The sequence below is a fragment of the Clostridium puniceum genome (assembly GCF_002006345.1).
GTDB classification, from domain to species: Bacteria; Bacillota; Clostridia; order Clostridiales; family Clostridiaceae; genus Clostridium; species Clostridium puniceum.
Genome location: NZ_LZZM01000053.1, coordinates 51,558 through 75,472, shown reverse-complemented (window position 1 = coordinate 75,472; position 23,915 = coordinate 51,558). Strand labels below are relative to the sequence as shown.

Annotated in this window: 37 protein-coding genes; 4 read left to right on the top strand and 33 right to left on the bottom strand. The window is 30.1% G+C overall.

Features of this window, described 5'->3' with window-relative positions:
• Nucleotides 1–30: 30 nt before the first annotated feature.
• From CLPUN_RS04735 to CLPUN_RS04670, 14 genes are all read right to left on the bottom strand, one after another.
• A complete protein-coding gene (locus CLPUN_RS04735) occupies nt 31–789 on the bottom strand; it encodes a DNA-methyltransferase (RefSeq protein ID WP_077846208.1) in 759 nt (252 codons plus the stop codon).
• A 51-nt stretch (nt 790–840) separates the two neighbouring features.
• A complete protein-coding gene (locus CLPUN_RS04730) occupies nt 841–1,305 on the bottom strand; it encodes a hypothetical protein (protein ID WP_077846207.1) in 465 nt (154 codons plus the stop codon).
• A 151-nt stretch (nt 1,306–1,456) separates the two neighbouring features.
• Nucleotides 1,457–2,161 (bottom strand): DUF2786 domain-containing protein, encoded by a 705-nt coding sequence (locus CLPUN_RS04725; protein ID WP_077846206.1) that lies wholly within the window; start codon nt 2,159–2,161, stop codon nt 1,457–1,459.
• Nucleotides 2,162–2,205: 44 nt separating this feature from the next.
• Nucleotides 2,206–2,451 (bottom strand): hypothetical protein, encoded by a 246-nt coding sequence (locus tag CLPUN_RS04720; RefSeq protein WP_077846205.1) that lies wholly within the window; start codon nt 2,449–2,451, stop codon nt 2,206–2,208.
• Between the two features lie 111 nt (nt 2,452–2,562).
• A complete protein-coding gene (locus CLPUN_RS04715; RefSeq protein ID WP_077846204.1) occupies nt 2,563–2,832 on the bottom strand; it encodes a hypothetical protein in 270 nt (89 codons plus the stop codon).
• Between the two features lie 114 nt (nt 2,833–2,946).
• Nucleotides 2,947–3,102 carry a MarR family transcriptional regulator gene (locus tag CLPUN_RS04710; RefSeq protein WP_077846203.1) on the bottom strand — a complete coding sequence of 52 codons (156 nt, stop codon included), beginning with the start codon at nt 3,100–3,102 and terminating at the stop codon, nt 2,947–2,949.
• Nucleotides 3,103–3,107: 5 nt separating this feature from the next.
• Nucleotides 3,108–4,421, bottom strand: coding sequence for a replicative DNA helicase (gene dnaB / locus CLPUN_RS04705; protein ID WP_077846202.1), 1,314 nt, complete (start codon nt 4,419–4,421; stop codon nt 3,108–3,110).
• A 1-nt stretch (nt 4,422) separates the two neighbouring features.
• On the bottom strand, nt 4,423–5,289 hold the full coding sequence (locus CLPUN_RS04700; protein WP_077846201.1) for a hypothetical protein: 867 nt from the start codon (nt 5,287–5,289) through the stop codon (nt 4,423–4,425).
• 21 nt (nt 5,290–5,310) lie between these two features.
• Nucleotides 5,311–6,369, bottom strand: a complete 1,059-nt coding sequence (locus CLPUN_RS04695; protein ID WP_077846200.1) for a ParB/RepB/Spo0J family partition protein — start codon at nt 6,367–6,369, stop codon at nt 5,311–5,313.
• Nucleotides 6,357–7,112 (bottom strand): ParA family protein, encoded by a 756-nt coding sequence (locus CLPUN_RS04690; RefSeq protein WP_077846199.1) that lies wholly within the window; start codon nt 7,110–7,112, stop codon nt 6,357–6,359. The genes CLPUN_RS04695 and CLPUN_RS04690 overlap by 13 nt, the downstream gene beginning before the upstream one ends.
• A 92-nt stretch (nt 7,113–7,204) precedes the next feature.
• Nucleotides 7,205–7,618, bottom strand: a complete 414-nt coding sequence (locus tag CLPUN_RS04685; RefSeq protein ID WP_077846198.1) for a hypothetical protein — start codon at nt 7,616–7,618, stop codon at nt 7,205–7,207.
• A 132-nt stretch (nt 7,619–7,750) separates the two neighbouring features.
• Nucleotides 7,751–7,966 carry a hypothetical protein gene (locus CLPUN_RS04680; protein ID WP_077846197.1) on the bottom strand — a complete coding sequence of 72 codons (216 nt, stop codon included), beginning with the start codon at nt 7,964–7,966 and terminating at the stop codon, nt 7,751–7,753.
• Nucleotides 7,967–7,985: 19 nt separating this feature from the next.
• Nucleotides 7,986–8,420: a helix-turn-helix domain-containing protein gene (locus CLPUN_RS04675; protein WP_077846196.1), complete on the bottom strand. Its 435-nt coding sequence runs from the start codon at nt 8,418–8,420 to the stop codon at nt 7,986–7,988.
• Between the two features lie 42 nt (nt 8,421–8,462).
• Nucleotides 8,463–8,666, bottom strand: coding sequence for a helix-turn-helix transcriptional regulator (locus CLPUN_RS04670; protein WP_077846195.1), 204 nt, complete (start codon nt 8,664–8,666; stop codon nt 8,463–8,465).
• Between the two features lie 167 nt (nt 8,667–8,833).
• Between CLPUN_RS04670 and CLPUN_RS04665 the strand changes: the two genes are divergently transcribed.
• The 4 genes from CLPUN_RS04665 (at nt 8,834) to CLPUN_RS04650 (ending at nt 12,077) form a co-directional block, all read left to right on the top strand.
• On the top strand, nt 8,834–9,166 hold the full coding sequence (locus CLPUN_RS04665) for a helix-turn-helix domain-containing protein (RefSeq protein ID WP_077846194.1): 333 nt from the start codon (nt 8,834–8,836) through the stop codon (nt 9,164–9,166).
• A 104-nt stretch (nt 9,167–9,270) separates the two neighbouring features.
• Complete coding sequence (locus CLPUN_RS04660; RefSeq protein WP_077846193.1) at nt 9,271–10,326, top strand: type I restriction endonuclease; 1,056 nt, start codon at nt 9,271–9,273, stop codon at nt 10,324–10,326.
• A gap of 125 nt (nt 10,327–10,451) precedes the next feature.
• Nucleotides 10,452–10,949, top strand: coding sequence for a Zn peptidase (locus CLPUN_RS04655; protein WP_077846192.1), 498 nt, complete (start codon nt 10,452–10,454; stop codon nt 10,947–10,949).
• 99 nt (nt 10,950–11,048) lie between these two features.
• A complete protein-coding gene (locus tag CLPUN_RS04650) occupies nt 11,049–12,077 on the top strand; it encodes a tyrosine-type recombinase/integrase (protein WP_198944287.1) in 1,029 nt (342 codons plus the stop codon).
• A gap of 125 nt (nt 12,078–12,202) precedes the next feature.
• On the opposite strand, the gene rpsI is transcribed toward CLPUN_RS04650, so the two are convergent.
• The 19 genes from rpsI to rpmD all read right to left on the bottom strand — a co-directional run bounded on the left by rpsI (nt 12,203) and on the right by rpmD (nt 23,909).
• Nucleotides 12,203–12,595, bottom strand: a complete 393-nt coding sequence (gene rpsI / locus CLPUN_RS04645; protein ID WP_077846190.1) for a 30S ribosomal protein S9 — start codon at nt 12,593–12,595, stop codon at nt 12,203–12,205.
• Nucleotides 12,596–12,621: 26 nt separating this feature from the next.
• Nucleotides 12,622–13,056 carry a 50S ribosomal protein L13 gene (rplM, locus tag CLPUN_RS04640; protein WP_077846189.1) on the bottom strand — a complete coding sequence of 145 codons (435 nt, stop codon included), beginning with the start codon at nt 13,054–13,056 and terminating at the stop codon, nt 12,622–12,624.
• Between the two features lie 157 nt (nt 13,057–13,213).
• Nucleotides 13,214–13,948 carry a tRNA pseudouridine(38-40) synthase TruA gene (truA, locus tag CLPUN_RS04635; protein ID WP_077846188.1) on the bottom strand — a complete coding sequence of 245 codons (735 nt, stop codon included), beginning with the start codon at nt 13,946–13,948 and terminating at the stop codon, nt 13,214–13,216.
• Between the two features lie 15 nt (nt 13,949–13,963).
• Nucleotides 13,964–14,770: an energy-coupling factor transporter transmembrane component T family protein gene (locus CLPUN_RS04630; protein ID WP_077846187.1), complete on the bottom strand. Its 807-nt coding sequence runs from the start codon at nt 14,768–14,770 to the stop codon at nt 13,964–13,966.
• Nucleotides 14,771–14,777: 7 nt separating this feature from the next.
• A complete protein-coding gene (locus CLPUN_RS04625) occupies nt 14,778–15,647 on the bottom strand; it encodes an energy-coupling factor transporter ATPase (RefSeq protein ID WP_077846186.1) in 870 nt (289 codons plus the stop codon).
• On the bottom strand, nt 15,632–16,483 hold the full coding sequence (locus CLPUN_RS04620; protein WP_077846185.1) for an energy-coupling factor transporter ATPase: 852 nt from the start codon (nt 16,481–16,483) through the stop codon (nt 15,632–15,634). Before CLPUN_RS04620 ends, CLPUN_RS04625 begins: the two co-directional genes overlap by 16 nt.
• Before the next feature lie 253 nt (nt 16,484–16,736).
• Nucleotides 16,737–17,078 carry a 50S ribosomal protein L17 gene (gene rplQ, locus CLPUN_RS04615; RefSeq protein WP_077846184.1) on the bottom strand — a complete coding sequence of 114 codons (342 nt, stop codon included), beginning with the start codon at nt 17,076–17,078 and terminating at the stop codon, nt 16,737–16,739.
• A gap of 13 nt (nt 17,079–17,091) precedes the next feature.
• The gene (locus CLPUN_RS04610; RefSeq protein ID WP_077846183.1) at nt 17,092–18,039 is read right to left on the bottom strand and encodes a DNA-directed RNA polymerase subunit alpha; all 948 of its coding nucleotides are present in this window, start codon (nt 18,037–18,039) and stop codon (nt 17,092–17,094) included.
• A gap of 102 nt (nt 18,040–18,141) precedes the next feature.
• Complete coding sequence (rpsD, locus tag CLPUN_RS04605) at nt 18,142–18,762, bottom strand: 30S ribosomal protein S4 (protein WP_077846182.1); 621 nt, start codon at nt 18,760–18,762, stop codon at nt 18,142–18,144.
• Between the two features lie 30 nt (nt 18,763–18,792).
• Entirely contained in the window at nt 18,793–19,188 is a 396-nt protein-coding gene (gene rpsK / locus CLPUN_RS04600; RefSeq protein ID WP_077846181.1) for a 30S ribosomal protein S11, read from the bottom strand.
• A gap of 15 nt (nt 19,189–19,203) precedes the next feature.
• Nucleotides 19,204–19,572: a 30S ribosomal protein S13 gene (gene rpsM / locus CLPUN_RS04595; protein ID WP_077846180.1), complete on the bottom strand. Its 369-nt coding sequence runs from the start codon at nt 19,570–19,572 to the stop codon at nt 19,204–19,206.
• Between the two features lie 207 nt (nt 19,573–19,779).
• Entirely contained in the window at nt 19,780–19,893 is a 114-nt protein-coding gene (rpmJ, locus tag CLPUN_RS04590) for a 50S ribosomal protein L36 (RefSeq protein ID WP_003156543.1), read from the bottom strand.
• 54 nt (nt 19,894–19,947) lie between these two features.
• The gene (gene infA, locus CLPUN_RS04585) at nt 19,948–20,166 is read right to left on the bottom strand and encodes a translation initiation factor IF-1 (RefSeq protein WP_002582630.1); all 219 of its coding nucleotides are present in this window, start codon (nt 20,164–20,166) and stop codon (nt 19,948–19,950) included.
• A gap of 7 nt (nt 20,167–20,173) precedes the next feature.
• Complete coding sequence (locus tag CLPUN_RS04580; RefSeq protein WP_077846179.1) at nt 20,174–20,455, bottom strand: KOW domain-containing RNA-binding protein; 282 nt, start codon at nt 20,453–20,455, stop codon at nt 20,174–20,176.
• An 87-nt stretch (nt 20,456–20,542) separates the two neighbouring features.
• The gene (gene map, locus CLPUN_RS04575; protein WP_077846178.1) at nt 20,543–21,292 is read right to left on the bottom strand and encodes a type I methionyl aminopeptidase; all 750 of its coding nucleotides are present in this window, start codon (nt 21,290–21,292) and stop codon (nt 20,543–20,545) included.
• Nucleotides 21,292–21,942: an adenylate kinase gene (locus tag CLPUN_RS04570; protein ID WP_077846177.1), complete on the bottom strand. Its 651-nt coding sequence runs from the start codon at nt 21,940–21,942 to the stop codon at nt 21,292–21,294. Before CLPUN_RS04570 ends, map begins: the two co-directional genes overlap by 1 nt.
• Nucleotides 21,943–21,967: 25 nt before the next feature.
• A complete protein-coding gene (gene secY, locus CLPUN_RS04565; RefSeq protein ID WP_077846176.1) occupies nt 21,968–23,266 on the bottom strand; it encodes a preprotein translocase subunit SecY in 1,299 nt (432 codons plus the stop codon).
• Between the two features lies 1 nt (nt 23,267).
• Nucleotides 23,268–23,708, bottom strand: coding sequence for a 50S ribosomal protein L15 (rplO, locus tag CLPUN_RS04560; RefSeq protein ID WP_077846175.1), 441 nt, complete (start codon nt 23,706–23,708; stop codon nt 23,268–23,270).
• Between the two features lie 21 nt (nt 23,709–23,729).
• Nucleotides 23,730–23,909: a 50S ribosomal protein L30 gene (gene rpmD / locus CLPUN_RS04555; protein WP_008426606.1), complete on the bottom strand. Its 180-nt coding sequence runs from the start codon at nt 23,907–23,909 to the stop codon at nt 23,730–23,732.
• Between the last annotated feature and the right edge of the window lie 6 nt (nt 23,910–23,915).

Genomic DNA, 23,915 nt, shown 5'->3' with positions numbered 1-23,915 from the left:
TATTCACTTTTCAAAGAACAATTTATATAACTAAATAATTTTTAATTGTTGTCCATTTTTTATATATTCCTCAATTCTTAATTTACCTTTTCTGCAGTACTCTTCATCTTTTTCAACGCAAATATAATTTCTATCTGTATTTATTGCAGCTTCTGCTAATACGCAACTTCCTGCTGTAATATCTAATACGGTACCTCTTTCATTTGTATAAGTCTTAATTAAGTATTCATAAAGCTCTACAGGCTTTTGAGTTGGATGTAATCTTTCATCATTTTTTATAGTTTTATATGGAATATCTATTATTGTAGTTGGAAATCTATCTGTATTTCCTCCCCCACAAGTACCGATTTTAGTTTTCCCGTAATTTGAACCATCCGAACTATGTTTAGTATATTTGTTCATGGGTTTATGTCCTGTAGTCTTTTGTGGGTTGTATACTGGTAATTTCTTATAAAATATAGGTATGTCTATGTGCTGCCTTAACGGCATCCTATTTGCATTTAGAAAATTAGTTTTTTCTTTAGGCTTCCAGATCCACGAGTACCGATAATATTTTTTATTAGCTGTCATTAGTTCTGCAGTAAACATTCCAGCTGACATAAGAGCAATAACTCCATTATCTTTGATTACTCTATTTAATTCTTTGAACATTGATTTTATTGGAATAATCTTATCCCATTCATTCTCTGTCATTTCAAAAGGTAAATCAGAAATAACTAAATCTATTGAATTATCTTTTATTTCTTTTAGAACATTTAAGCAATCATCATTTATTATCTGATTTATCAAATTTTCACCCCCTAGTTAGTGCACAATATCTACAAATTCTGCATTTCTCCTTTACTCCTTTAAAACAAGCTCTTTAGCAAATTTCATTTCAAGTTCATAGCCTAAATTTTCTGCTAGTTCATTGAAAGACGCATTTAGATATGTTTGCAAAATTTCATAATCAATTCGTATATGAAACTTATTACTAATTTCTTTTATAATAATATCTTTTTTCTTTTTACTAAAATGATGAAAAAACATTTGCTTTTGACATACTTTTAAATAGATAATATATTCAATAAATTTCATGTTACATTCTGACTCACATTTTTCTAAAATTTCTTCTATAAACGTTGGAGTTGGATATGCCGAATGAAACCTTTGATATCCTAAGTTCGAATTAAGAACTCTTAATGTTTTTACAAATGTTATATCTATAACTGCTCTTGGAGCTTTCCACAAATAGCTCTTTTCTACATATTTAAGAATACCCAACATACTTAACAGTACTGAACCATATATAATGAATTTAATCACATCCTTTTTCCCCTTCCTCTAATACTTACTTATTTCCCTCCATATTGCATCCGTTTGTGGTATTATGTAATACATTTTTTTAGTCTTTAGAAAAGTATTTATCCAAGTACTCTAAAAATTTGCATTACACTTTCTACAATAGACAAATGAATTATCCTAACAATTCATTTTCTTCTACTTCATTTTCAATTTTATTAGAAATATCAAAGTTTTTGCCATCTTCGTTTCCAAGTTTAAAAGCAAAGAAATGTTTATTATAATCTGCATTAACTTGTATAGATGTAAAGTCACTTGAAAATTCTTCATATTTATCTATTACAATTTGTTCCTTCACCATAACTAATGCCCATTCCTCATTAGATTTAATCTGTTCCTTAAATCTTTCATCTAGTCCTCTTACAAATCCTAAAGCATAGTCAGCTTTTATCCCATCAAAATACTTCCTTCTTTTATCTTGCTTTAGTTTTTTTATTAGCTTATCCCCATTTAAATTTATTGATTTGATGGCATACTTTAACATTATATTGCAAATCATAACATCTTCTTCTTTTCCATAAAAACAAACTTCACGTGTCTTTCCTGCCCTATAAAATAAGAAGCAACCAAAGTTATCTGCAATTACTCTTGATAAATTTGACTTCCAACTTGAACCTCTAAATTTTATTCCAGTTCTATTTTCATCTACTTTTACAGATTCTTTTTTATATTGCTCAACATCTTTCATTGACAATTTATGTTTTATCAAAAGCTTTCGAGCCATCATCATAGCGTTTTGAGCTTCATTTTCATTAGAACTCTTACTTAATGTTAGTAAATTTTGAATCCTAATTATCATATCTCCTTGTTCTGTTACCATATCAATTCCCTCCTTAAATTTACTTCATATTTACATATTCGGTATTAATCTTCATCGACATTTTGTTTATATTCTTCTTGTGTAATTGGGGTAATAAAATCTATAAATCCATTAATTTGTTTTGCCACTAACTTCCTATATATGCTTTCAATTTTTTGCGTTTGATTTGCTGTAGGTTCTTTTTCTACTTCCATACTGCAACAAACATATGCTTTGCCAAAATTTCCATCTTCATCTACTGCAATTTCTAATCGTTCATCTAATTCAAAATAAAAATTTAACTTAATCATTGCTCTGCCTCCTTCACTTTACATATTTAATATTATTTCTTTCCCCTATTAACTGCCCTAAATTCAAATGTGTCGGGATTAAACCAAAGTATAAATGTTTTGCATATCAATCTAATTTGCCATCCTCTCATGTTTCTCACTCTCCATTTTTGTAATATACCAAGCATTAAATATCTCTTCTGGTAACACATAAGTACATGATTGCCATGAAGATATTGTTGGATTATAAAATTTAAGTTTATTCTTCTTTGCAAATATATCAATTTTGTAACTATCATCACTGAACTTGCTAGTAATAACTACATTTTCATCATCAATACTCTTTTCCCAGGCTTCAAGGAACGTATATTCAATTGTTTTGTTTATTTTCTTAATATCCATATTCCCACCTTATTTTCTACAAGAGGATTACTCCCCTTGTATTTTTATTTGCAGCAACCTTAACATTAGCAATTTGTAATCCCTACTAATGTGCCACCTAGTCCTGCAAGTATATTAATTCACTATTTCTTTTAATCTTTCATAAAAAGCTTTTGTTTCATCCTCTGAAAAACCTTCTGTATATTCTTTAAAAATTGCTTTCAGAGTTTTATCAGGTTCTTCAAAATATGCCTTAACAACTTTATCTATAATCTCACCATTTTTATCCATTGATTTTATCCCCTTATAACGTCCAAGCAACCAAATCTTTGAAATTGTCCTAACCACGCAAGCTTGGTTGTAGTTGTTTGTCCATTTCTATTTTTAGCTGTAATTACTTCAGCAATATTCTTATCTTCTGTTTCCTTGTTGTAATATTCATCCCTATAAAGAAACTGTATTACATCTGCATCCTGTTCTATAGATCCTGATTCTCTTAAATCAGATAATGTTGGTCTGTGGTCTGCTCTTTGCTCTGGTGCTCTTGATAGTTGTGATAATGCAATCATAGTAATATCTAATTCCTTTGCTAATGCCTTAAGTTCCCTTGAAATATGTGAGACCTCTTGTTCTCTACTTGTTGTTTTCAATGTTGTTCTTATAAGTTGCAAGTAATCTATAATTACAAGATCTAGTCCACTTTGTATTTTTAACTTTCTACATCTAGCTTTTATATCACTTAAAAGTGTTGTTGTATCATCTAATACCAATTTTCTTGTCATTATCTCATTAGCTCCAATAGCAATTTTTTCAAATTCATCAATATCTAATTGACCAGTTCTAACCTTGCCGAAATCTACCAAGCATTGAGCTGATAAAAGTCTATCCGTTAATTGCTCTTTAGACATTTCAAGAGAAAAAATTGCTACACTTGCATCCTTTGAAGCTACTTGTCCTAAATTTAATGCAAAAGCTGTCTTCCCCATCGATGGCCTTGCTGCTATTATTATTAAATCTTTTTTTATAAGTCCACATGTTATTTTGTCTATATCTGAAAAACCTGTTGATAATCCAATAAGTTTCCCACCATTTCTATATCTTTCTTCTAATGCTCTAAGTGTTTCTTCCATTGCTTTATCTATCTTTACAACATCATTTGTATTTTGATTACTTGATATTTCATACAAATTATTTTCAGTTTTATCAATAATGCTTTTTATGTCTTCTTCATAAGCACTTTCCAAGAGAAATCTGCTTGCTTTAATCAATTTTCTCCTATTTGATTTTTCTTTAACTATATCTGCATATGTTTTAACATTAACAATTTCAAAATATGATGTTGCTAATTCTGTTATATATGTTACTCCGCCACATTCATCAAGTAAGCTTTTCTTTCTTATTTCTTCTAAAACTGTAACTAGATCTATTCCTATTCCTCTGTTAAAAAGTGATTTTACTATCTCGTAGATTTTCTTGTGTTTACTAACATAAAAATCATCTAGTAATAAAAATTCAATATCTAGCAATTTATCTGAATTATTTATTATGCAACCTAAAACTGCTTGCTCTGCATCAATACTATTAGGCAATATTCTATTTAAATTCTCCATATCACAACGCTCCAAACTTTGATTTATCTATTTTTATTGTTTTTGGTTCAGCATTATTTTTATTTATATCTATAACTGGAGCTAATTTATAATTATCATCAAGGTAATCTTCAAATCTCCCATTAAAGAATGTTGATCCATTAAGAATAAATTGCATATCTTTTCCTTGAACTTCCGTTGCATATCTTTCAACACACCTTGTTATCTGCTCCTTACCATACTTATCTAAAATCTTAGGTATTTTTTTAATAGCTTGAGACTTTCCTCTTTTGTTAGGATATATACTCCAAATATCTTGTGCATCATTTGCACTATATATATTATGGTAGATGGATATAGTAGATGGATTTTTCGTTCGGGATTTAAATCCGTTTGATTCGGATTTATTTCCGTTTAGTTCGGATTTATTTCCGACCCTTTTCGTTCCGGGATTCAATCCGTTTAATTCGGATTCATTTCCGAACACCTCGGATTTATTTCCGACCTCTTTTTTTTCATTTATTCCCTCTTGAATCTTCTCCTTTTCAATGTCTATATTTTCATCTGAAATTAATTCAATATAATTATCTCCAAGTGAATAGTAGCTCCATACTCCACCTTGTTTTAATGTTCTATGCTTTAATACGCCTTTATTCGCAAGTCCTTTAAGTCTCCTGTATACAGTATCCTTTTTAAATTTAAAAATTGGATATTCCTCAATAACAGCTTCATATTTAACCCAATAAAATACTTCATTATCAAATATTTTCTTAGTTATTTTCTTACTATCCTTAAAATCAACAAACCATCTTAATATTGCTAAATCCTTATCATCCAAATCCATTTCAATAGCTCTCGCTTGACTAAAGCCTAAATGAGTAAATTTCATAAAGAACCTCCTTCTTTACTTTTAATTCTTAAACCATAAGTACGTATCAAAAGTAATCTTAAATGCCGCTTTTGGTTCTATTTTCCCACCAGCATAATGTATTTCTTCAACCCTTTTAAATTGATTAGGATCGGAGTCTTGAAATATTATTTTACATACATTTCTTTGACCTTCTAAATAAAATTCAAGTGTCCTATAATTAATTGCAAATTCTTTTATATTTAACATTGCACTAAATTTGAAATCATCAATTACAAGTTTTACTTTTTCATGACTATTCATTAATTTTTTTAATTCTTCTAACCTTGATTCAAAAGAATTTAATTCGCTTTCAGACTTCTTTTTAACTTTAGGTAAATACAATTCAGCAAATGTTTTTTTATCATTGTCACTTTCAACAGGTTGTTTAATTCCATTAATCAAAATTTCAACCTCTTCTTTAGATTCTTTAGGATCTAAAGCTTTAATTTCTTCATGAATAATTTCCTGCTCTGCTTCTGATAAACTACTTAATGTATGGGCTTGAGTTAATGTTATTTCTTCTTTATCAAGCTTTTCTTTTAGATCTGGAATTAAATCCTTATCTACTTTTTGATAACGACCTACTTGTACACCTGAAAGATTCATATCCTGCCCTATTATGTCCCTAAGTTTTCCCTTAGGTAATTCTTCGCCATTAGCTTTCTTTTGCTCATATACAGCCTTAAGACGTTTAATTCCTTCCATTTTTTCTGTGGGTAATAATTCTCTTTGTGCAACATTTGCCTGTATAAGCATTATCTCTGCATCTAAATCATTAATTTCTTTAACTTTACATGGTAATGTTTTATATCCTAATAACTTTGTTGCATGAAGTCTTCTTTCACCTGAAATAACCTCATAAGTACCATTTGATAGCTTTCTAACTACTAAATTATGCATTAATCCATTTTCTTTAATCGATTCTGCAAGCTCTTCTATTTCTCTAATTCCATAAAAATTATTTTGTGAAGGAACTAAAAGATTAATATCTAGTTCCTGTGTAAATCCTTGTTTTTCTACTCCATTTATCCTATCAGCTATCCCCTTTATATAAGACATTGCTTCATTTCCTCCACAAAACTTTTATAATCCTTAGATGCATTTGCCTTTGCATTAAAATAAATCACTGGAGTAGTATTAAAGGTACTTTTAATTACAGCCACATTATCTCTTATGCTTTGTTTAAATACCATATCTCCTAATTCATCTCTAAGTTCTTGTTTGATTTCTCTGTTAATTGTTGTAGCTCTATCCATTGTTATCAAAATACCTAACATTTTTAATTTATCATTAAATTCTTCTTTCACTCCTTGAATACTACTCATTAAATATTCAAAACCATCAAGTGCAAATTTATCTATCTTTAAAGGCACAATAACATAATCACTAGCAGCCAATGCATTAATAGACAACATTCCTAAACTAGGAGGACAATCAATTAAGATATACTCAAATGAATCTTCATTCTTACTATTGAGCCATTTCTTAAGCCTTGTTTCTCTAGCTTTCTTCGTATCTGCAAGTATTTCAGCTTCACTCATAATAAGATTTATGTTTGCTGGAACAATCCAAAGATTTTCATATATTGTCCCTTGTATTTTGATATCTTCACCTGTAAGCAATTCATATGTTCCTTTGGTACTAGGATTATACATATTTAAGTACTTGGTAGAATTACTTTGTGGATCTAAGTCCATTATTAATACTTTATGACCTTGTTTCCCTAACTCTGCTGCAACATTTACACATGAAGTTGTTTTTGCAACTCCACCTTTTATATTTAAAAAACTTATAACTTTCATATCTTTACATCTCCAATCAAATAATTTATAATGGAGATACGGATGGCAGTCCGTATCTCAAACATACTTGAACCTTTATGTAAGGTTCTTTTTTATTCCTCAACATTTAAATATTCCTCTAAATATTTATCATCATCTTTCCCAAATACTCTTTTCATATTTAAGAAAATAGAATTTAGTGCCTTATATCTTATTAATGATTCCTTTAACATTTGTTTTGCTTTTGGAAGTGTTACCTTTATTAGTGGATTTTCGTCTCTAGCCCTATCACAACCAAAAAAATTTATTTCATATTGAGTTTCATGAAGCTTGAACCAGCTTTTCTTCTTCCAATTTTCTAGCCCATCAATTGCCTTTTTGATTGTTTTAATTTCATTAATGGAATCATTATAGATATCTGCAAATCTTAATATAAATTCATAGCCATAGTCTTCATTAAATTTTTTTATTGCATCATAATCTTTTGAAATACCTTTCCCTCCACAAAACTCTTCAAACTCTTGCACTATTTCTCCCCCTTACATAAATTACATTTTTTATACTCTCCACAACAAACTTTAATTAAGTGCTCTTTTCTAAAATGTTTATCAACAATTTTGCTACGTAATTTATGGCTATTGTGGATAAAGTGTGGGCATTTAATTTTGCACATTCTCATTTCCTCCTTCTATTTCTTTAAACTCTAACCCTACATAGTCATAAAATAGTTTTGGGCTTATATGATAAGTCCACATACTTGACATTTTAATAGCTGTTCCAAATGGTAATAATCCTCGTTGTAATCCTATCCTTACAAACTGTTGAGATTTACCCATTATTACAGCTGCTTTTTCTACTTTTATATTCCCAACCATTTTGTAATCACTCCTTAATCTATTTTGCAAACTTTAAAGCCATAATAGCTTCAACAACATCATCCAATTCCTTCATTATCTGATTCCATTGAGGTCTTTCGGAATCATCTATGATTCCATCGCACGTAATTTGAATCATCAAGTCCTTACACTTAATAAAATCTGTAACTTCTTTTTGAAGTTTTAATATGGCAATTGGAAGTTCTTTTATTTCAATATTAGGTAAATATTTTTGACCAATTTCGGCACTTGTTTTTAAATGTTGATATGCTAAATATTGTGTATCATAAATTTCAATCATCTTTATAACAATACGATCTGGTGGAGTTCTTCTATCTCCTTCGTAGGCTCTTAAGCTATCAACAGATATATCTAGTAGTTCTGATGATTTTTCTTGAGTTAAACCTGTTGACTCTCTCGCTATTTGGTAAATATTTCTGTATTCTTGTACCATTTATTTTCCTCCTTATTAGTATTAAAATATAAATGTAGTTTGCTATTTGTGAACAACCTTTTTAAAAAAAAGATCATCAATTGATACCTTTAATAACACTGATATTCTTTTTGCATTATAGAGAGAAATTCCTCTTTTACCATTCTCAATCATATTGTATGTACTAACAGCTATTTTAAGCTGTTTTGCCATCTCTTGTTGAGTTAATCCGGCTTTTTCTCTGTATTGTTTTATCAAATTGTTCATATATCATCCTCCTTGTTTGCACATTGTGAACTTATACTTTTATTATAATGTCACAATATGTGAATGTCAATATTTTTTTCACATTTTGTGAAAAAGAAATCTAAATTAATTATTTATGATAAAATATAATTAGTAATATTCACTATTTGTGAAATGGAGGTTTAACTGTGAATTTAGGTGAAAGATTAAAAAAATTAAGATTAGAAAAAGGAGTTTCTCAAACAGATCTTGCTAAACAATTTAATATTGCAAGAAGCACACTTTCACAATATGAATCAAATCAAAGAACCCCCAGTGATGAAATTAAAATTAAGCTTTCAGAATACTTTAATGTTTCAACTGATTATTTATTAGGGAAAACAGATATAAAAAACTATACAGAAGATCCTAATATCACTATTGCACTTCATAGCGATACTGATTATGATGATCTTCCTGAAGAAGCTATAAAAGAGATTAATGGGTTTGTTGAATATATTAAACAAAAATATAAAAAATAGATTTTTAAATACGGTGTTCTTCACGAACACCTATATTTTTAAATATATACTGTAATAATTTATCATAATATGAAATAATTAATTTGACTTAAGGAGGATTTATAATGGAAATCAAAGAAAAACTTTATACATTGTCAGAGAGAATAGAAAAAATAATAGATCAAATTAAAACAGAAGAAGGAACAAAACAATCATTAATATTACCTTTTTTTCAAATATTGGGGTATGATGTTTTTAATCCTTTAGAATTTTGTCCTGAATTTGATGCAGACTATGGTATAAAAAAAGGTGAAAAGGTGGATTATGCTATTATAATAGATAATGAACCTATAATCTTGGTTGAAGCTAAAGCATGTAATGATAATCTAGACAAGCATGGAGCTCAATTATTTAGATATTTTAATTCATCAAAAGCTAAGTTTGGAGTTTTAACTAATGGCGTTAAATATCGTTTTTTTACTGATTTAGATGAGACAAATAAAATGGATCAAAAACCTTTCTTTGAAATTGATTTGTTAAATCTTAATGATACTCAAATTTCATATTTGAAAAATTTTGAAAGAGATTCTTTAGACGTCAATTCTATATTAAGCACAGCTGAAGAACTTAAATATTCTAATTTAATAAAGGACTTCTTAAAACAGCAACTTACTTCACCATCAGAAGATTTTGCTAATTACATTTTAAGCCATATATATGAAGGCAGAAAAACTGCTACTGTAGTAGAAAAGTTTCTACCTATTGTTAAAAGAGCCTATGGTCAATTGATAACTGAAACTTTGAGTACTAAATTTGCTGAAACACTTAAAGGTGATTCTAAGTTAAATAATGATAGCGATGATATTAAAGAAGAAATTGCAATAGATACAAATAAAATTGTTACTACTGCTGATGAATTTGAAAGCTTTGCAATAATTAAATCAATTTTAAGAACAACTATTGACCCAAATGACATTACATACAAAGATACTGAAACTTATTTTGGTATCTTATATAAAAATAATACAAGAAAATGGATATGTAGATTATATCTAGGTACAAAAAAATCTATCGTTTTACCAACCAATGAAAAAGGACAAGAGAGATATTATATAGATACACTAAATGATTTGTATTCTTATGAAGAACAATTACGAAATATTGTACTAAATTTTGCTTAATAAAATTTTATTATAGGAATAAGGTGTTCATAACGAACACCTTATTATTTTATATCGATTTGACGAACATACATTCTGTATATTATAATAATATCAGAAATACTGATAATGGTGGTGAAAGACTTATGAGGAAATTAATCAAAATTTTTGAAATAATTGAAAAAGAAAATATAAATATTGAGGAAACTACAATACGTTATAATGACAATAAAGGAATTTATATAAATATTCGTGGTATTCCTCCAACTATATTAATAGATAAATCAATTATCAATTATAGGTGTAAATATGCATCTATAATAAGCGAAGAATTAGGGCATCATTTCACTACATTAGGAAATTTGCCTCAGAAGTCTAAATCTTATTCTGAAAAACTTCAAAAAAACAAAAAGGAAAACAGGGCAAAATCATGGGCTGCTAATTTTCTAATAAGTGACGAAGATTTTGTACAAGCATTATATAATTGCATATCTACGCCTTATGATATGTGTGATTGCTTTAATGTGACTAACGAAATTCTAGAATATAAAATCTTATCTATAATCCATGATGAAGTTAAATATAACAATATAAAAAATAATTTTAGAGAAAAGGAAATCCCTTATGAAACTTGTTGTATTTAGACTAAATGTTATGGTCTAAAATAATTACTTTAACTCAATTTAATTACTTAATTAAATATATGTAATATTATAATAGTAAGATAAAGAAAGGATTTGATTATGCTAATGAGAAACCCTAATGGATATGGAAGTGTTTATAAACTTAAAGGAAAAAGGAGAAAGCCTTTTATTGCTCGACAAACAATTGGTTGGGATGATAATGGAAAACAATTATATAGGACTATAGGATACTATGAGAGTAGCAAAGATGCTATTGCTGCCCTGGCAGATTTCAATAGGAATCCTTATTCAATTGAAGTTAGTACAATTACTTTCTCAGAAGTATTTGAGAAATGGAAAGAAAATAAATTTGAAGGTATAAGTAGATCTGCTATTAATGGATATAATGCATCTTATAAACTATCTGAAAGATTACATTCTATGAAATTTGTTGATATTAAAACAATGCATATGCAAGATATAATAACTAACTGTAATAAAGGACATGGGACTCTTAGAAAAATAAAAAGTTTATACAATCAACTTTTCAAATATGCCATGGAAAATGACATAGTATCAAAAGATTACTCTGACTATGTTGATATTGGTAAAAATACAGAAGGATCTTCTAGAAAGCCTTTCTCATCAGATGAAATAAAAAGATTGTTTGAAGTTGAAAAAGAAATTCCATTTGTAGATACAATTTTAATAATGATTTATACAGGTCTAAGAGTCGGTGAATTGCTGTTAATAAAGAGTTCTGATATAGATTTTGATAATAGAACTATAAAAGGCGGTATTAAGACTGATGCAGGTAAAGACAGGATTATACCTATTAACCCTAAAATCTTTAATATGGTGGCTAATAGAGCTAATAGAGGGTATGAATATTTAGTAACTAACTTTAAAGATGAGCAAATGCTATATGATAATTATTATAGAGAAAAATTCTTGCCTATAATGGAACAACTGGGAATGTCTCATAAGCCACATGATGCTAGACATACATTTGCTACTTTGTTGAATAATGCCGAAGCAAATTCAACTTCTATAAAAAAATTAATTGGTCATAATAGCTTCATAACTACTGAAAAAATTTATACTCATAAAGACATTGAAGAGCTTCGAAAAGCTATCGAATTAATATAATAATTTGTTAGTTGTGTGTTAGTTATGTGTTAGTTATAGGTAAAAAATAATGTGTTTTCATAAGATTTTATATATAAGAAAACCCTGCAAACACTGTGTTTGTAGGGTTTCTGTAACTCCAAATATTATCTCTTTGAGAATTGAGGAGCTCTTCTTGCTTTTTTAAGACCGTATTTCTTTCTTTCCTTCATTCTTGGATCTCTTGTTAAGAAACCTGCCTTCTTTAATTCTGATTTTAAAGCTTCATCAGATTTAACTAATGCTCTAGTTATACCATGTCTAATAGCTCCTGCTTGACCTGTAAATCCACCACCGTGAACATTTACTAATACGTCAAACTTATCCTTAGTTCCAGTTAAAACTAATGGTTGATTTACGATAACTCTTAATGTTTCTAAACCAAAAAAGTTTTCAATTTCTCTTTTATTTATAGTAACCTTACCATTTCCTGGTACAAGTCTTACTCTTGCAACTGATTTCTTTCTTCTTCCAGTTCCCATGTATTGAACTTTTGCCATTTCTTATTCCTCCTCCCGAGACGGTATTAATACTTTAATTCAAGTACTTCTGGTTGTTGAGCTGCATGATTATGTTCAGCACCTCTATATACATTTAATTTCTTTAACATTTGTCTTCCTAAAACACCAGTTGGAAGCATTCTTCTTACTGCTTCCTCAAAAGCGAATTCAGGCTTCTTATCTAATACTACTCTATAAGGAGTTTCCTTTAATCCGCCTGGATAAAGACTATGCTTTCTTAATAATTTTTGATCTAATTTCTTACCAGTTAATACAACCTTTTCTGCGTTAATAACAATAACAAAATCTCCGCAGTCAACATTAGGTGTAAATGTTGGCTTGTTTTTACCTCTTAAAATTGAAGCAACTTGGCTAGCAACTCTACCTAGTGGCTTACCAGCAGCATCAACTACATACCATTTTCTTTGAACTTCACTTGCTTTAGCAATGTATGATTTCATCTGTTTCCCTCCCTGAACTTACATTAATACTTTACTTCTTTGAAGTAAATTTGTTTATGTCAAGACCCGGGGCTAGTGGATCTTATATACATAAATGTTTTAACAAACAAACTAATTATAATACACGCATACGGGCGTGTCAACATTTTTTTGCCATTTAATAAAAAACTTTTTCTAATATTAAACCATTTGGGGGAACACACATACCTGCTTGTTTTCTATTCCTCTCTTTTATTATATTTTCCATATCTTCAGCCTTTAATTTTCCATTACCAACCTTTATTAAGGTTCCTACTATTATTCTCACCATATTATATAAAAAACCATCAGCAGTTATAAATATTTTTATCCTATGACCTTTTTGTTCTATATAAAGTTCTTGAATAGTTCTTGTAGTTGTCTTTATAGAGCTTCCTGGAGACATAAATGCCTTAAAATCATGAGTTCCAATAAAATATTTACAAGCTTCCCTCATTTCATCAACGTTTAAATTATATTTACAATGATACAAATATTGATGTCCTAAGGATAATCTTTCATATCTATTAATAATGGTATATGAATATGTCTTTCCCTTTGAAGAATATCTAGCGTGAAAATCTTCTTCTACTTCTTCTGATTTTATAATAGATACATCCTCTGGTAATCTTGTATTTATAGCTTCACGGAACTTCTCCCCTGGTATTGTACTATTTGTAAAAAAGTTTGCAACCATGTCCCGTGCATGAACACCAGCATCAGTTCTAGAGCTTCCATTAATCATTGTCTCTTCACCTGTTGCCTTAAAGATTGCCATTTCTATTTCCTTCTGAACAGTCCTTCCCTTAGGTTGTCTTTGCCAGCCAGAAAAGTTACTCCCATCAAATTCAATTATTAATTTTATATTTCTCATTTATATCCTCTAATCTTAATTAAAAACAAATCTAACTAGTAGACACCATGCACATAGAATTGCAAACACAATAGAAGCAACTACATCCTTAGACGAAAAACTCAATACTTTCATTCTAGTTCTTCCAGATCCACCTCTATATCCTCTTGCCTCCATGGCCATAGCTAATTCATCAGCTCTTCTAAAAGAACTTATGAATAAAGGTACTAAAAGTGGTACTAAACTCTTAGCCTTCTTCATAAGCCCGCCTGACTCAAAATCAGCGCCTCTAGCCTTTTGTGCTTTCATTATCTTATCGGTTTCATCTACTAATGTTGGAATAAATCTTAATGCTATTGTCATCATCATCGCTAATTCATGAGCTATTTCCTTTCCAATTGGCTTGAGTAATTTTTCAATACCATCTGTCAATTCAATAGGTGAAGTAGTTAATGTCAATAAAGATGTTCCTACTATTAGCAGTACTAATCTTATAGCCATAAAAGCTGCAACTCTTAGGCCTTCAGGATAAACCTTTAAAAAACCTATGCTAAAAATTTCTGTTCCTTCTGGACCTCTACCCATAAATATATTTAAAACTGCAGTTAATGCCACCAATAAAAAGATTGGTTTTAATCCATTAAAAATAAATCTAAATGGAATCTTAGCTATTAATATAACTGCAAATAAAAATGCAACAATGACAGTATATCCAATAAATTTATTAATAATGAATAGACATGCAATAAAAAGCATGGATATTAAAATTTTTGTTCTAGGATCTAATTTATGAATAAAAGATTCCCCTGGCAAATATTGCCCTATAGTAATATTCTTCAACATAACTTGCCTATTCCTCCTCTATCTTATTTGTCTTTAGAATAGACAAAAGTTCTTTCTTTGCATCGTCTATTGTAAATATATTATCTGATATATTAAATCCTTTTTTTCTTAATTCTCTAACTAAATAGGTAACTTGTGGTACACCAAGCCCGATCTTCTCTAATGTTTCAACTTCTTTAAACACCTCAGCTGGAGTCCCTTGCAATGCAACCTTACCATCGTTCATAACAATAATTCTTTCTGCAATGTTTGCAACATCTTCCATGCTATGACTAACTATTATTATGGTCATATTATAATCCTTATGTAATTTACTTATTTGAGCTAATATGTCATCTCTACCTTTAGGATCTAATCCAGCTGTAGGCTCATCTAATATTAATGTTGTTGGTTGCATTGCTATAACACCAGCAATAGCAACTCTTCGCTTTTGTCCACCGCTCAAGTCAAATGGTGACTTATCCTTATAAGTTTCATAATCTAGTCCAACCATTTCCATAGATTTAATTACTCTATTGCGAATTTCATCTTCTGAGAGACCTAAATTCCTAGGGCCAAATTCAATATCTTTTGCTATGTTTTCTTCAAAAAGTTGGTATTCTGGGTATTGAAATACTAAACCAACCTTCTTACGTATATTAGTTAATTTTGCATTTTTATCTGTAATATCTACTCCATCAACAACTATTTTCCCACTCGTAGCTTCCAATAATCCATTAAAGTGTTGAATTAAAGTTGACTTACCAGAACCAGTATGCCCAATTAAAGCTAAGAATTCCCCATCTGCTATATCTAATGATATATTATCTAATGCAACTTTTTCAAATGGACTTTTAGGCATATATACATGTGTTAAATTCTCTATTTTAATTGACATAACTCATTCACCATCTCATCTACATTTAATATTTTTTCATTGATATTTATTCCTGACTTCTTTAATTCATAAGCCAATTCAGTAACTTGTGGAACATCTAATCCAATCTTTTTCATACGATCAACTTGTGGAAATATTTCTCTTGGTGTCCCTTCCATTTTAACGCTTCCACCATCCATTACTATAATCCTATCTGCTTGAGCTGCTTCATCCATATAATGGGTTATTAATACTACCGTCATTCCATGGTTTTTATTTAGATCTTTAATGTTTTTTAGCACATCTCTTCTTCCAGATGGATCTAGCATTGCTGTTGGTTCATCAAAAATTATACATTGAGGTTCTATTGCAAGTATTCCTGCTATTGCAATTCTTTGCTTTTGTCCACCCGATAAAAGGTGTGGCGCATGTCTCTTATACTTTGTCATACCTACCTTTTCTAAACTGTCATCAACTCTTTTGCGTATTTCTAATGGTTCAACACCTAAATTTTCAGGACCAAAAGCCACATCTTCTTCAACTATTGTTGCAACTAACTGATTATCAGGATTTTGAAAAACCATTCCTGCTCTGGATCTAATATTCCAAACATTTTCTGGATTACTTGTATCAAGACCATCTACTACAACTGTACCTTCTGTTGGGACAACTAATGCATTCATATGCTTAGCTATTGTTGATTTGCCCGAACCATTATGACCTAGTATAACTAAAAATTCACCTTTTTTTACTTCTAAATCAACACTTTTTACAGCATATCTTTCTTCATTAATTCCTTCTGAATTTTTTATGTATTTAAAAGATACATTTTCGCATTTTATCATTGTATCATCCATGGTATACCTCCATAATTTATTCCTAATTTCATATAATTTATTATTAATATATTATACAAATGTCTTATAATCTTATCTATAATTCTATATAAACTACAATTACTAGTTTTATTATATCTGAAAATCTTATTTATTCAATAAATAGTGTGTATTTTTATAATAATTCTAAAAAACTGCTCTATAATATATTAATTTTATTATTTAATTTTTTATGTTAAAATGGGGATTAAGTCTAAACTTAATCCCCTTGATATTATACTAATTCAAGTATTACTATCTCAGCTCCGTCCCCTCTTCTAGGACCTTTTTTAATTATTCTTGTGTATCCGCCATTTCTTTCAGCGTACTTTGGAGCTACATTATCAAATAAATTCTTAACAACTAATTCTTCTTGAACATAAGATAATACTTGTCTTCTAGCATGAAGATCTCCTCTTTTTCCAAGAGTAATCATTTTTTCTGCTATTGATCTAGTTTCTTTAGCTCTTGTATCAGTTGTTTCGATTTTACCATGTTTTAATAGACTAGTAACAAGATTTCTTAGCATAGCTCTTCTTTGGTCTGTAGGAAGACCTAATTTACGATGACTTGCCATTGGATTTACCTCCTTACTCCTCACTTAAAGTTAGACATAAACCTAACTCTTTAAGCTTTCTTTCAACTTCTTCTAAAGATTTCTTTCCTAGATTTCTTACCTTCATCATATCGTCCATGGACTTTGTGGCAAGTTCTTGAACTGTATTAATTCCAGCTCTCTTTAAACAGTTGTATGATCTAACTGATAAATCAAGTTCCTCTACAGTCATTTCTAGTACTTTTTCTTTCTTATCATCTTCTTTTTCTATCATTATTTCAACATCGTTAGTATTATCTGTCAATGACATAAATAACTTAAAATGTTCAATAAGTATTTTTGCTGATAAACTGATAGCTTCATCTATTTTTATAGTACCATCAGTCCAAATTTCTAAAGTTAATTTATCATAATCAGTAATTTGACCAACTCTTGTATTATCAACAGTAAAATTAACTCTTTTTACTGGTGTATAAATAGAATCAACTGCAATTGATGAAATTGGTAATTCATCACTCTTATTTTTGTTTTGAGTAACGTACCCTCTTCCCTTATTAACTGTCAATTCCATATAAAGTCTTCCATCGTTGTCTAAAGTTGCAATATGTAAATTCTTATTAACAACTTCAACATCTCCATCAGTCTTTATATCTGCTCCAGTAACTTCACCCGGTCCCTTAGCATCAATATAAATAACCTTTGGACCTTCACCATTCATTTTTAAAGCTAATGATTTGACATTAAGAATTAATTCAGTAACATCTTCTTTAACTCCTTGAACAGTAGAAAACTCATGAAGAACTCCGTCGATTTTAACAGAAGTTGCAGCTGCTCCTGGAAGAGATGATAATAATATTCTTCTTAAGGCATTCCCTAATGTAATACCATATCCTCTTTCAAGTGGCTCAACAACATATTTACCATACGTACCATCTTCATTAGCTTCTATACATTCTATTATTGGCTTTTCGATTTCTAACATTGACAAACCCTCCTTATTTTATAAATGGCAACCTTATTATGAGGGCAACTGATTCTATATTTGCATATATTGTGATAAATTTCTCTAACAAATATAAATATATTATTTACTGTATAACTCAACAATAAGTGTTTCGTTAACAGGCACATCTATATCTTCTCTTGATGGCTCTGCAACTACTTTTCCTTCATAGTTATCAACATTAGCTTCCAACCATTTTGGTAAAGTTTTTGGATTTTCTGCAAAAGTTTTAAACTTTTCACTTGATCTGCTCTTTTCACATACAGTAATTACATCATTAACTGAAACATTGTATGAACAAATGTCAACTTTCTTGCCATTCACTAAGAAATGTCCATGAGTTACTAATTGTCTAGCTTCATTTCTTGATGCACCGTAACCTAATCTATAAACTACGTTATCAAGTCTCATTTCTAATAATTTAAGTAAGTTTTCACCTGTAATACCTTTAATATGGTCAGCTTTTTCATAATATGTTCTGAATTGGCCTTCTAATATGCCATAAATTCTTCTTGCTTTTTGCTTTTCTCTTAATTGAACTCCATAGTCTGAAATCTTCTTTTTATTTGCTCCATGTTGTCCTGGTGCATAGCTTCTTCTTACAAAAGCACATTTATCTGTAAAACATCTATCACCTTTAAGGAAAAGTTTCATACCTTCTCTTCTACATAATCTACATGTAGCGCCAGTATATCTTGCCATTAAAATTACACCTCCTATTTACAGTTATAATTAGACTCTTCTTCTCTTTGGTGGTCTACAACCATTATGTGGTATTGGAGTAACATCTTTAATTAAAGTTACTTCTAGTCCTGCTGCTTGTAAGGATCTTATAGCTGCTTCTCTTCCTGAACCAGGTCCCTTAACATAAACTTCTATACTCTTTAAACCATGTTCCATTGCTACTCTAGCTGCAGTTTCTGCTGCTGCTTGAGCTGCATATGGTGTACTCTTTCTTGATCCTCTAAATCCTAGTGCTCCTGCACTTGACCATGATAAAGCATTTCCTACTGCATCTGTTAAAGTAACTATTGAATTATTAAAAGTTGACTTAATGTGTGCAGCACCATGCTCAACATTTTTTCTTTCTTTTTTTCTTCTAGTCTTTTTAACTTTTTGAGCTGCCATTATCTTCCCTCCTTACTATTTCTTCTTATTAGCTATTGTTTTCTTAGGACCTTTTCTAGTTCTAGCATTAGTTTTAGTTTTTTGTCCTCTTACTGGAAGACCTCTTCTATGTCTAATTCCTCTGTATGATCCTATTTCTACTAGTCTCTTGATATTTAAAGCGACGTCTCTTCTTAAGTCACCTTCAACCATTAAATTCTTGTTGATATAAGTTCTGATTTCATTAACTTCTTCTTCTGATAAATCCTTAACTCTTGTATCTGGATTAACTCCTGTTACAGTTAAGATTTTTTGTGAAGTTGCTAAGCCTATCCCATATATATATGTTAAACCTATTTCAACTCTTTTTTCTCTTGGTAGGTCAATACCTGATATTCTTGCCATTAAAATTTACACCTCCTGATAATTGAAATGTATAAAGTTGATTTAATATTTATAATAAAATTCTAGGTCAATAGAGAATTTCCATTGTCAGCCGCCCTAAAATTTATTTTTGATTAATTAAACGACTATATAATCATATTTGACTTTTGCTGAAATGTCAATATTATTTACATTTATTTTAATGTAAATAATATTGTAACTTGATCATTAGCCTTGTTTTTGCTTGTGCTTAGGATTTTCACAGATTACCATGACTTTCCCTTTTCTTCTTATTACTTTGCACTTTTCACAAATAGGCTTAACTGATGGTCTTACTTTCATAGCTAACCCTCCTCATATTACTTTTGTGATAGATATTAAATCTAGCATATCTACCTATTTAGCTCTCCATGTAATTCTACCTCTTGTTAAATCATAAGGAGAAAGCTCTACTGTAACTTTATCTCCTGGTAAAATTCTTATGAAGTTCATTCTTAATTTACCTGATATATGTGCTAGAATCTTATGCCCACTTTCAAGTTCAACTTGAAACATAGCATTTGGTAATGACTCTAGGACTGTACCTTGCATTTCTATAACGTCATCTTTTGACATAAGGTAATCAACCCTCCTTAACAATGCATCTAAACTTTAGAAATCTCTTAATTTTTAAATCAGTACTCTTATCGCATGATTGTATTGATGATAATAATTTATCATCTATATCTTCTAAAATACTTAAGTGTTTAATCTTTTTCTTCTTAGGCATATTAATTAATTTTGTATTTCCATTAGCTAGTAATACATAATTATCATCTATCTGCCTAACAACAACATATAAGTGATCTATATCTCTTCCTGCTTTTGAAAGTACTACTTTTCCAATCAAGTCATTGTTTTGCAAATTTTTCACCTCTATGATTACCTTAGTATAAATCACATCACCATTACGGTATTATGCAAATTTATAACTAAGCAACACTCTTTTTTTCTACTTAATCAGTGTTAATATTTCAGGTCCATCCGATAAAATTGCAACTGTATTTTCATAGTGTGCTGATAAAGAATTATCAGCTGTCACAACTGTCCATCCATCTTTTAATGTTCTAACTTTATGAGTACCTGCATTAACCATAGGTTCTATTGCTAATACCATGCCGTTAAGTAATTTCGGACCTCTACCAGCTTTCCCAAAATTAGGTACATTGGGTTCTTCATGGACTTTTCGTCCAATTCCATGACCTACAAAATCTCTTACAATAGAGAAACCTGCTGCTTCTACGTAGCTTTGTATCCCATATGATATATCAGTTAATTTATTTCCTTCTTTGGCAAACTTTATACCTTGAAAAAAACTTTCTCTTGTTATATCAATTAATTTCTGAGCATCTGCTGAAATATTCCCAATTGGGAAGGTTCTAGCCGCATCTCCGTGAAATTCATTATAAAATGCTCCACAATCAATACTAACTATATCTCCTTCTTTAAGAACATAAGCACTTGGAAATCCATGTATTACCTGCTCATTCACTGAAATACATAGTGACGAAGGAAAACCATATAAGCCTTTAAATGAAGGTTTTGCTCCATGCTTAGTTATAAATTCTTCTGCTATTCTATCCAAATCTGCAGTTGTTATACCGGGTTTTACCTCTTTTTCAAGCAATAGCAATGTTTCTCCTACTATTATACCTGCTTTTTTCATTAGGGCTATTTCATCACTATTTTTTATAATAATCATTACTTATTATTCCCCAATATTTCACATATTCCTCTGAAAACTTCATTAATAGCTTTTGTACCATCTACTGCTGAAAGCAATTGTTTTTCACCATAAAATTCGATTAATGGTTGTGTTTCTTTTTGATATACATCAAGTCTTTCTTTTACAGTTTCAACTGTATCATCTTTCCTTTGTATAACTTCACTTCCACACAGATCACACTTTCCTTCATTAGTTGGAGGATTGAATTTCACATGATAACTTGCTCCACATGATGGACATACTCTTCTACCAGTCATTCTTTCTAAGATAAATTCATTAGGTACTTTTATCAATAATGCAGTATCTAATTGTTCTCCTCTTTCTATAAGAAAGCTGTTAAGAGCATCAGCTTGAACCACAGTTCTAGGAAAACCATCTAATAAATATCCAGCACTACAATCATCCTGTTTCAATCTATCCTTAACCATGTTGATAGTTACTTCATCAGGAACCAGCTGTCCGTTATCCATATAACTTTTTGCTTCTATTCCTAAAGGAGTGTTTTCAGAAATATTTTTTCTAAAAATGTCTCCTGTAGAAATATGTGGTATTGAATATTTATTACTGATTGATTTAGCCTGCGTTCCCTTTCCAGCTCCAGGAGGACCTAGTAATACTATCTTCACTGGCTTCATCTCCATTTATTCTAATCTATTTAAGAAATCCTTTATAGTGTCTAACTACCATTTGTGATTCTACTTTTCTAGTAAAATCTAATGCAACATTTATAAGAATCAACATTCCAGTTCCTGTGAAATTTATATCTTTAAAATCAGTGTAGTTTTGTATAATTATTGGACTAATAGCTAAAATCGCTGCCAATACTCCACCAATAAATGATAATCTGTTAAGAACTTTCTCAAAATATATTGTAGTTTCTTCTCCTGGTCTTACTCCTGGTACAAAACCTGCTGATTTGTGTAAATTCTCAGACATTTCATCTGGTTTAAATGTAATCTGAGTATAAAACCAATTGAAAAATACTGTAAGCACTGAATACAATACTAAATATATCCAGCTCTTTTGGTTAAAAGGACATGTAGGATTATTTAAAATCCACTTTGCCCATTCTTTTTGAGCTTCACCGAAACCACCAAACAATTGTGCTATTGTTTTTGGGAACTCCATTACTGACATAGAAAATATAATTGCTAAAACTGCAGAACCAATTATACTTAATGGAATATGTGTTGATTGTGATTTTACCATACCAACATTTCCAGAAGCGAATTTACCAGCATATTGCACTGGTATTCTTCTCTCTGATAATGAAAAATATAGAATCGTTCCAAGCATTAACACAATAAATACTCCAAACAATGTAATCCCTACAATACTTGCACTTCCAGCTTCTTTAAGTGTCAACATTGAAGCAATGGTTGTTGGAATTCTTGAAATAATATTTACAAATATTAATATAGACGTTCCATTACCAATTCCTTTAACTGTAAGTTGATCACCTAACCACATACAAAATGTAGTACCAACTACTAATGCAAAAATAATGATTATCTTTTGTATCAATTGCAATCCTGATGTTGCACCGCTACTAGAAATTGTTGCAAATATTCCATATGCTAATATGAAAGATATTCCCAAAGATACATAACGCGTAGCATTTTGTATTTTCTTTCTTCCATTTTGCCCCTCTTTAGAAAGCTGTTCTAACTGTGGAATTGCAACAGTTAGCAATTGGATTATGATTGATGCATTAATATATGGCATAACACCTAATGCTAATATACTAGATCTGCTAAGAGCACCTCCAGAAATCATATCATAAAATCCTATTAAGCCTCCCGATTGAGATAGACTCTTTAGATATTCAGAATTAATTCCAGGAAGAGGAATATGGCTTCCCATCCTGAAAACTGCAACTAATAATATAGACCATAGGATCTTTTTTCTAATATCAGGAACCTTGAATGCATTACGTAGAGTTTGAAGCACTTTAAATCACCTCAACTTTTCCCCCAGCTGCCTCAATTTTTTCTATAGCAGACTTAGAGAACTTACATCCTTTAACTGTTAAGCTTTTTTCTAATGTTCCATTTCCAAGAATCTTTACGCCGTCTAATACTTTACTTATAACTCTTCTATCAAGTAATACTTCTGGTGTAACTTCTGTACCATTTTCAAATATATTTAATCTATCAAGATTTATGCTAACAATTTTCTTAGCAAAAATATTTGTAAAACCTCTCTTTGGAAGTCTTCTATATAAAGGCATTTGACCGCCTTCAAAACCTGGTCTTACGCCACCACCTGATCTCGCATTTTGACCTTTTTCACCTTTACCAGCATTTCTTCCTAAGCCAGAACCAGTACCTCTACCAATTCTTTTAGGTGCTTTCTTGCTACCTGCTGCTGGTTTTAATTCGTGAAGTTTCATATTCAGTGCACCTCCTTATTTTTATACTTCTTCTACTTTTAATAGATATTCAATCTTTTTTATCATACCTTGTACTTGAGGTGTTGCCTCAGGTTCTACTGTTTTTCCTATTTTCTTAAGTCCAAGAGCATTTGCAGTAGCGATATGGTCTTTCTTTCTACCTATTAAGCTCTTTACTAATGTAACTCTTAATTTAGCCATTGCAAT

Coding starts and splice junctions, on each gene's coding strand:
- CLPUN_RS04725 (WP_077846206.1), bottom strand. CDS start 2,161: ATGGTAACAGAACAAGGAGATATGATAATTAGGATTCAAAATTTACTA.
- CLPUN_RS04720 (WP_077846205.1), bottom strand. CDS start 2,451: ATGATTAAGTTAAATTTTTATTTTGAATTAGATGAACGATTAGAAATT.
- CLPUN_RS04715 (WP_077846204.1), bottom strand. CDS start 2,832: ATGGATATTAAGAAAATAAACAAAACAATTGAATATACGTTCCTTGAA.
- CLPUN_RS04710 (WP_077846203.1), bottom strand. CDS start 3,102: ATGGATAAAAATGGTGAGATTATAGATAAAGTTGTTAAGGCATATTTT.
- dnaB (WP_077846202.1), bottom strand. CDS start 4,421: ATGGAGAATTTAAATAGAATATTGCCTAATAGTATTGATGCAGAGCAA.
- CLPUN_RS04700 (WP_077846201.1), bottom strand. CDS start 5,289: ATGAAATTTACTCATTTAGGCTTTAGTCAAGCGAGAGCTATTGAAATG.
- CLPUN_RS04695 (WP_077846200.1), bottom strand. CDS start 6,369: ATGTCTTATATAAAGGGGATAGCTGATAGGATAAATGGAGTAGAAAAA.
- CLPUN_RS04690 (WP_077846199.1), bottom strand. CDS start 7,112: ATGAAAGTTATAAGTTTTTTAAATATAAAAGGTGGAGTTGCAAAAACA.
- CLPUN_RS04680 (WP_077846197.1), bottom strand. CDS start 7,966: ATGGTTGGGAATATAAAAGTAGAAAAAGCAGCTGTAATAATGGGTAAA.
- CLPUN_RS04675 (WP_077846196.1), bottom strand. CDS start 8,420: ATGGTACAAGAATACAGAAATATTTACCAAATAGCGAGAGAGTCAACA.
- CLPUN_RS04670 (WP_077846195.1), bottom strand. CDS start 8,666: ATGAACAATTTGATAAAACAATACAGAGAAAAAGCCGGATTAACTCAA.
- CLPUN_RS04660 (WP_077846193.1), top strand. CDS start 9,271: ATGGAAATCAAAGAAAAACTTTATACATTGTCAGAGAGAATAGAAAAA.
- CLPUN_RS04655 (WP_077846192.1), top strand. CDS start 10,452: ATGAGGAAATTAATCAAAATTTTTGAAATAATTGAAAAAGAAAATATA.
- CLPUN_RS04650 (WP_198944287.1), top strand. CDS start 11,049: ATGCTAATGAGAAACCCTAATGGATATGGAAGTGTTTATAAACTTAAA.
- rpsI (WP_077846190.1), bottom strand. CDS start 12,595: ATGGCAAAAGTTCAATACATGGGAACTGGAAGAAGAAAGAAATCAGTT.
- rplM (WP_077846189.1), bottom strand. CDS start 13,056: ATGAAATCATACATTGCTAAAGCAAGTGAAGTTCAAAGAAAATGGTAT.
- truA (WP_077846188.1), bottom strand. CDS start 13,948: ATGAGAAATATAAAATTAATAATTGAATTTGATGGGAGTAACTTTTCT.
- CLPUN_RS04630 (WP_077846187.1), bottom strand. CDS start 14,770: ATGTTGAAGAATATTACTATAGGGCAATATTTGCCAGGGGAATCTTTT.
- CLPUN_RS04625 (WP_077846186.1), bottom strand. CDS start 15,647: ATGTCAATTAAAATAGAGAATTTAACACATGTATATATGCCTAAAAGT.
- CLPUN_RS04620 (WP_077846185.1), bottom strand. CDS start 16,483: ATGGATGATACAATGATAAAATGCGAAAATGTATCTTTTAAATACATA.
- rplQ (WP_077846184.1), bottom strand. CDS start 17,078: ATGGCAAGTCATCGTAAATTAGGTCTTCCTACAGACCAAAGAAGAGCT.
- CLPUN_RS04610 (WP_077846183.1), bottom strand. CDS start 18,039: ATGTTAGAAATCGAAAAGCCAATAATAGAATGTATAGAAGCTAATGAA.
- rpsD (WP_077846182.1), bottom strand. CDS start 18,762: ATGGCAAGATATACTGGCGCTACATGTAGATTATGTAGAAGAGAAGGT.
- rpsK (WP_077846181.1), bottom strand. CDS start 19,188: ATGGCAGCTCAAAAAGTTAAAAAGACTAGAAGAAAAAAAGAAAGAAAA.
- rpsM (WP_077846180.1), bottom strand. CDS start 19,572: ATGGCAAGAATATCAGGTATTGACCTACCAAGAGAAAAAAGAGTTGAA.
- rpmJ (WP_003156543.1), bottom strand. CDS start 19,893: ATGAAAGTAAGACCATCAGTTAAGCCTATTTGTGAAAAGTGCAAAGTA.
- infA (WP_002582630.1), bottom strand. CDS start 20,166: ATGTCAAAAGATGACGTTATAGAAATGCAAGGTACAGTCCTAGAGTCA.
- map (WP_077846178.1), bottom strand. CDS start 21,292: ATGATTATTATAAAAAATAGTGATGAAATAGCCCTAATGAAAAAAGCA.
- rplO (WP_077846175.1), bottom strand. CDS start 23,708: ATGAAACTTCACGAATTAAAACCAGCAGCAGGTAGCAAGAAAGCACCT.
- rpmD (WP_008426606.1), bottom strand. CDS start 23,909: ATGGCTAAATTAAGAGTTACATTAGTAAAGAGCTTAATAGGTAGAAAG.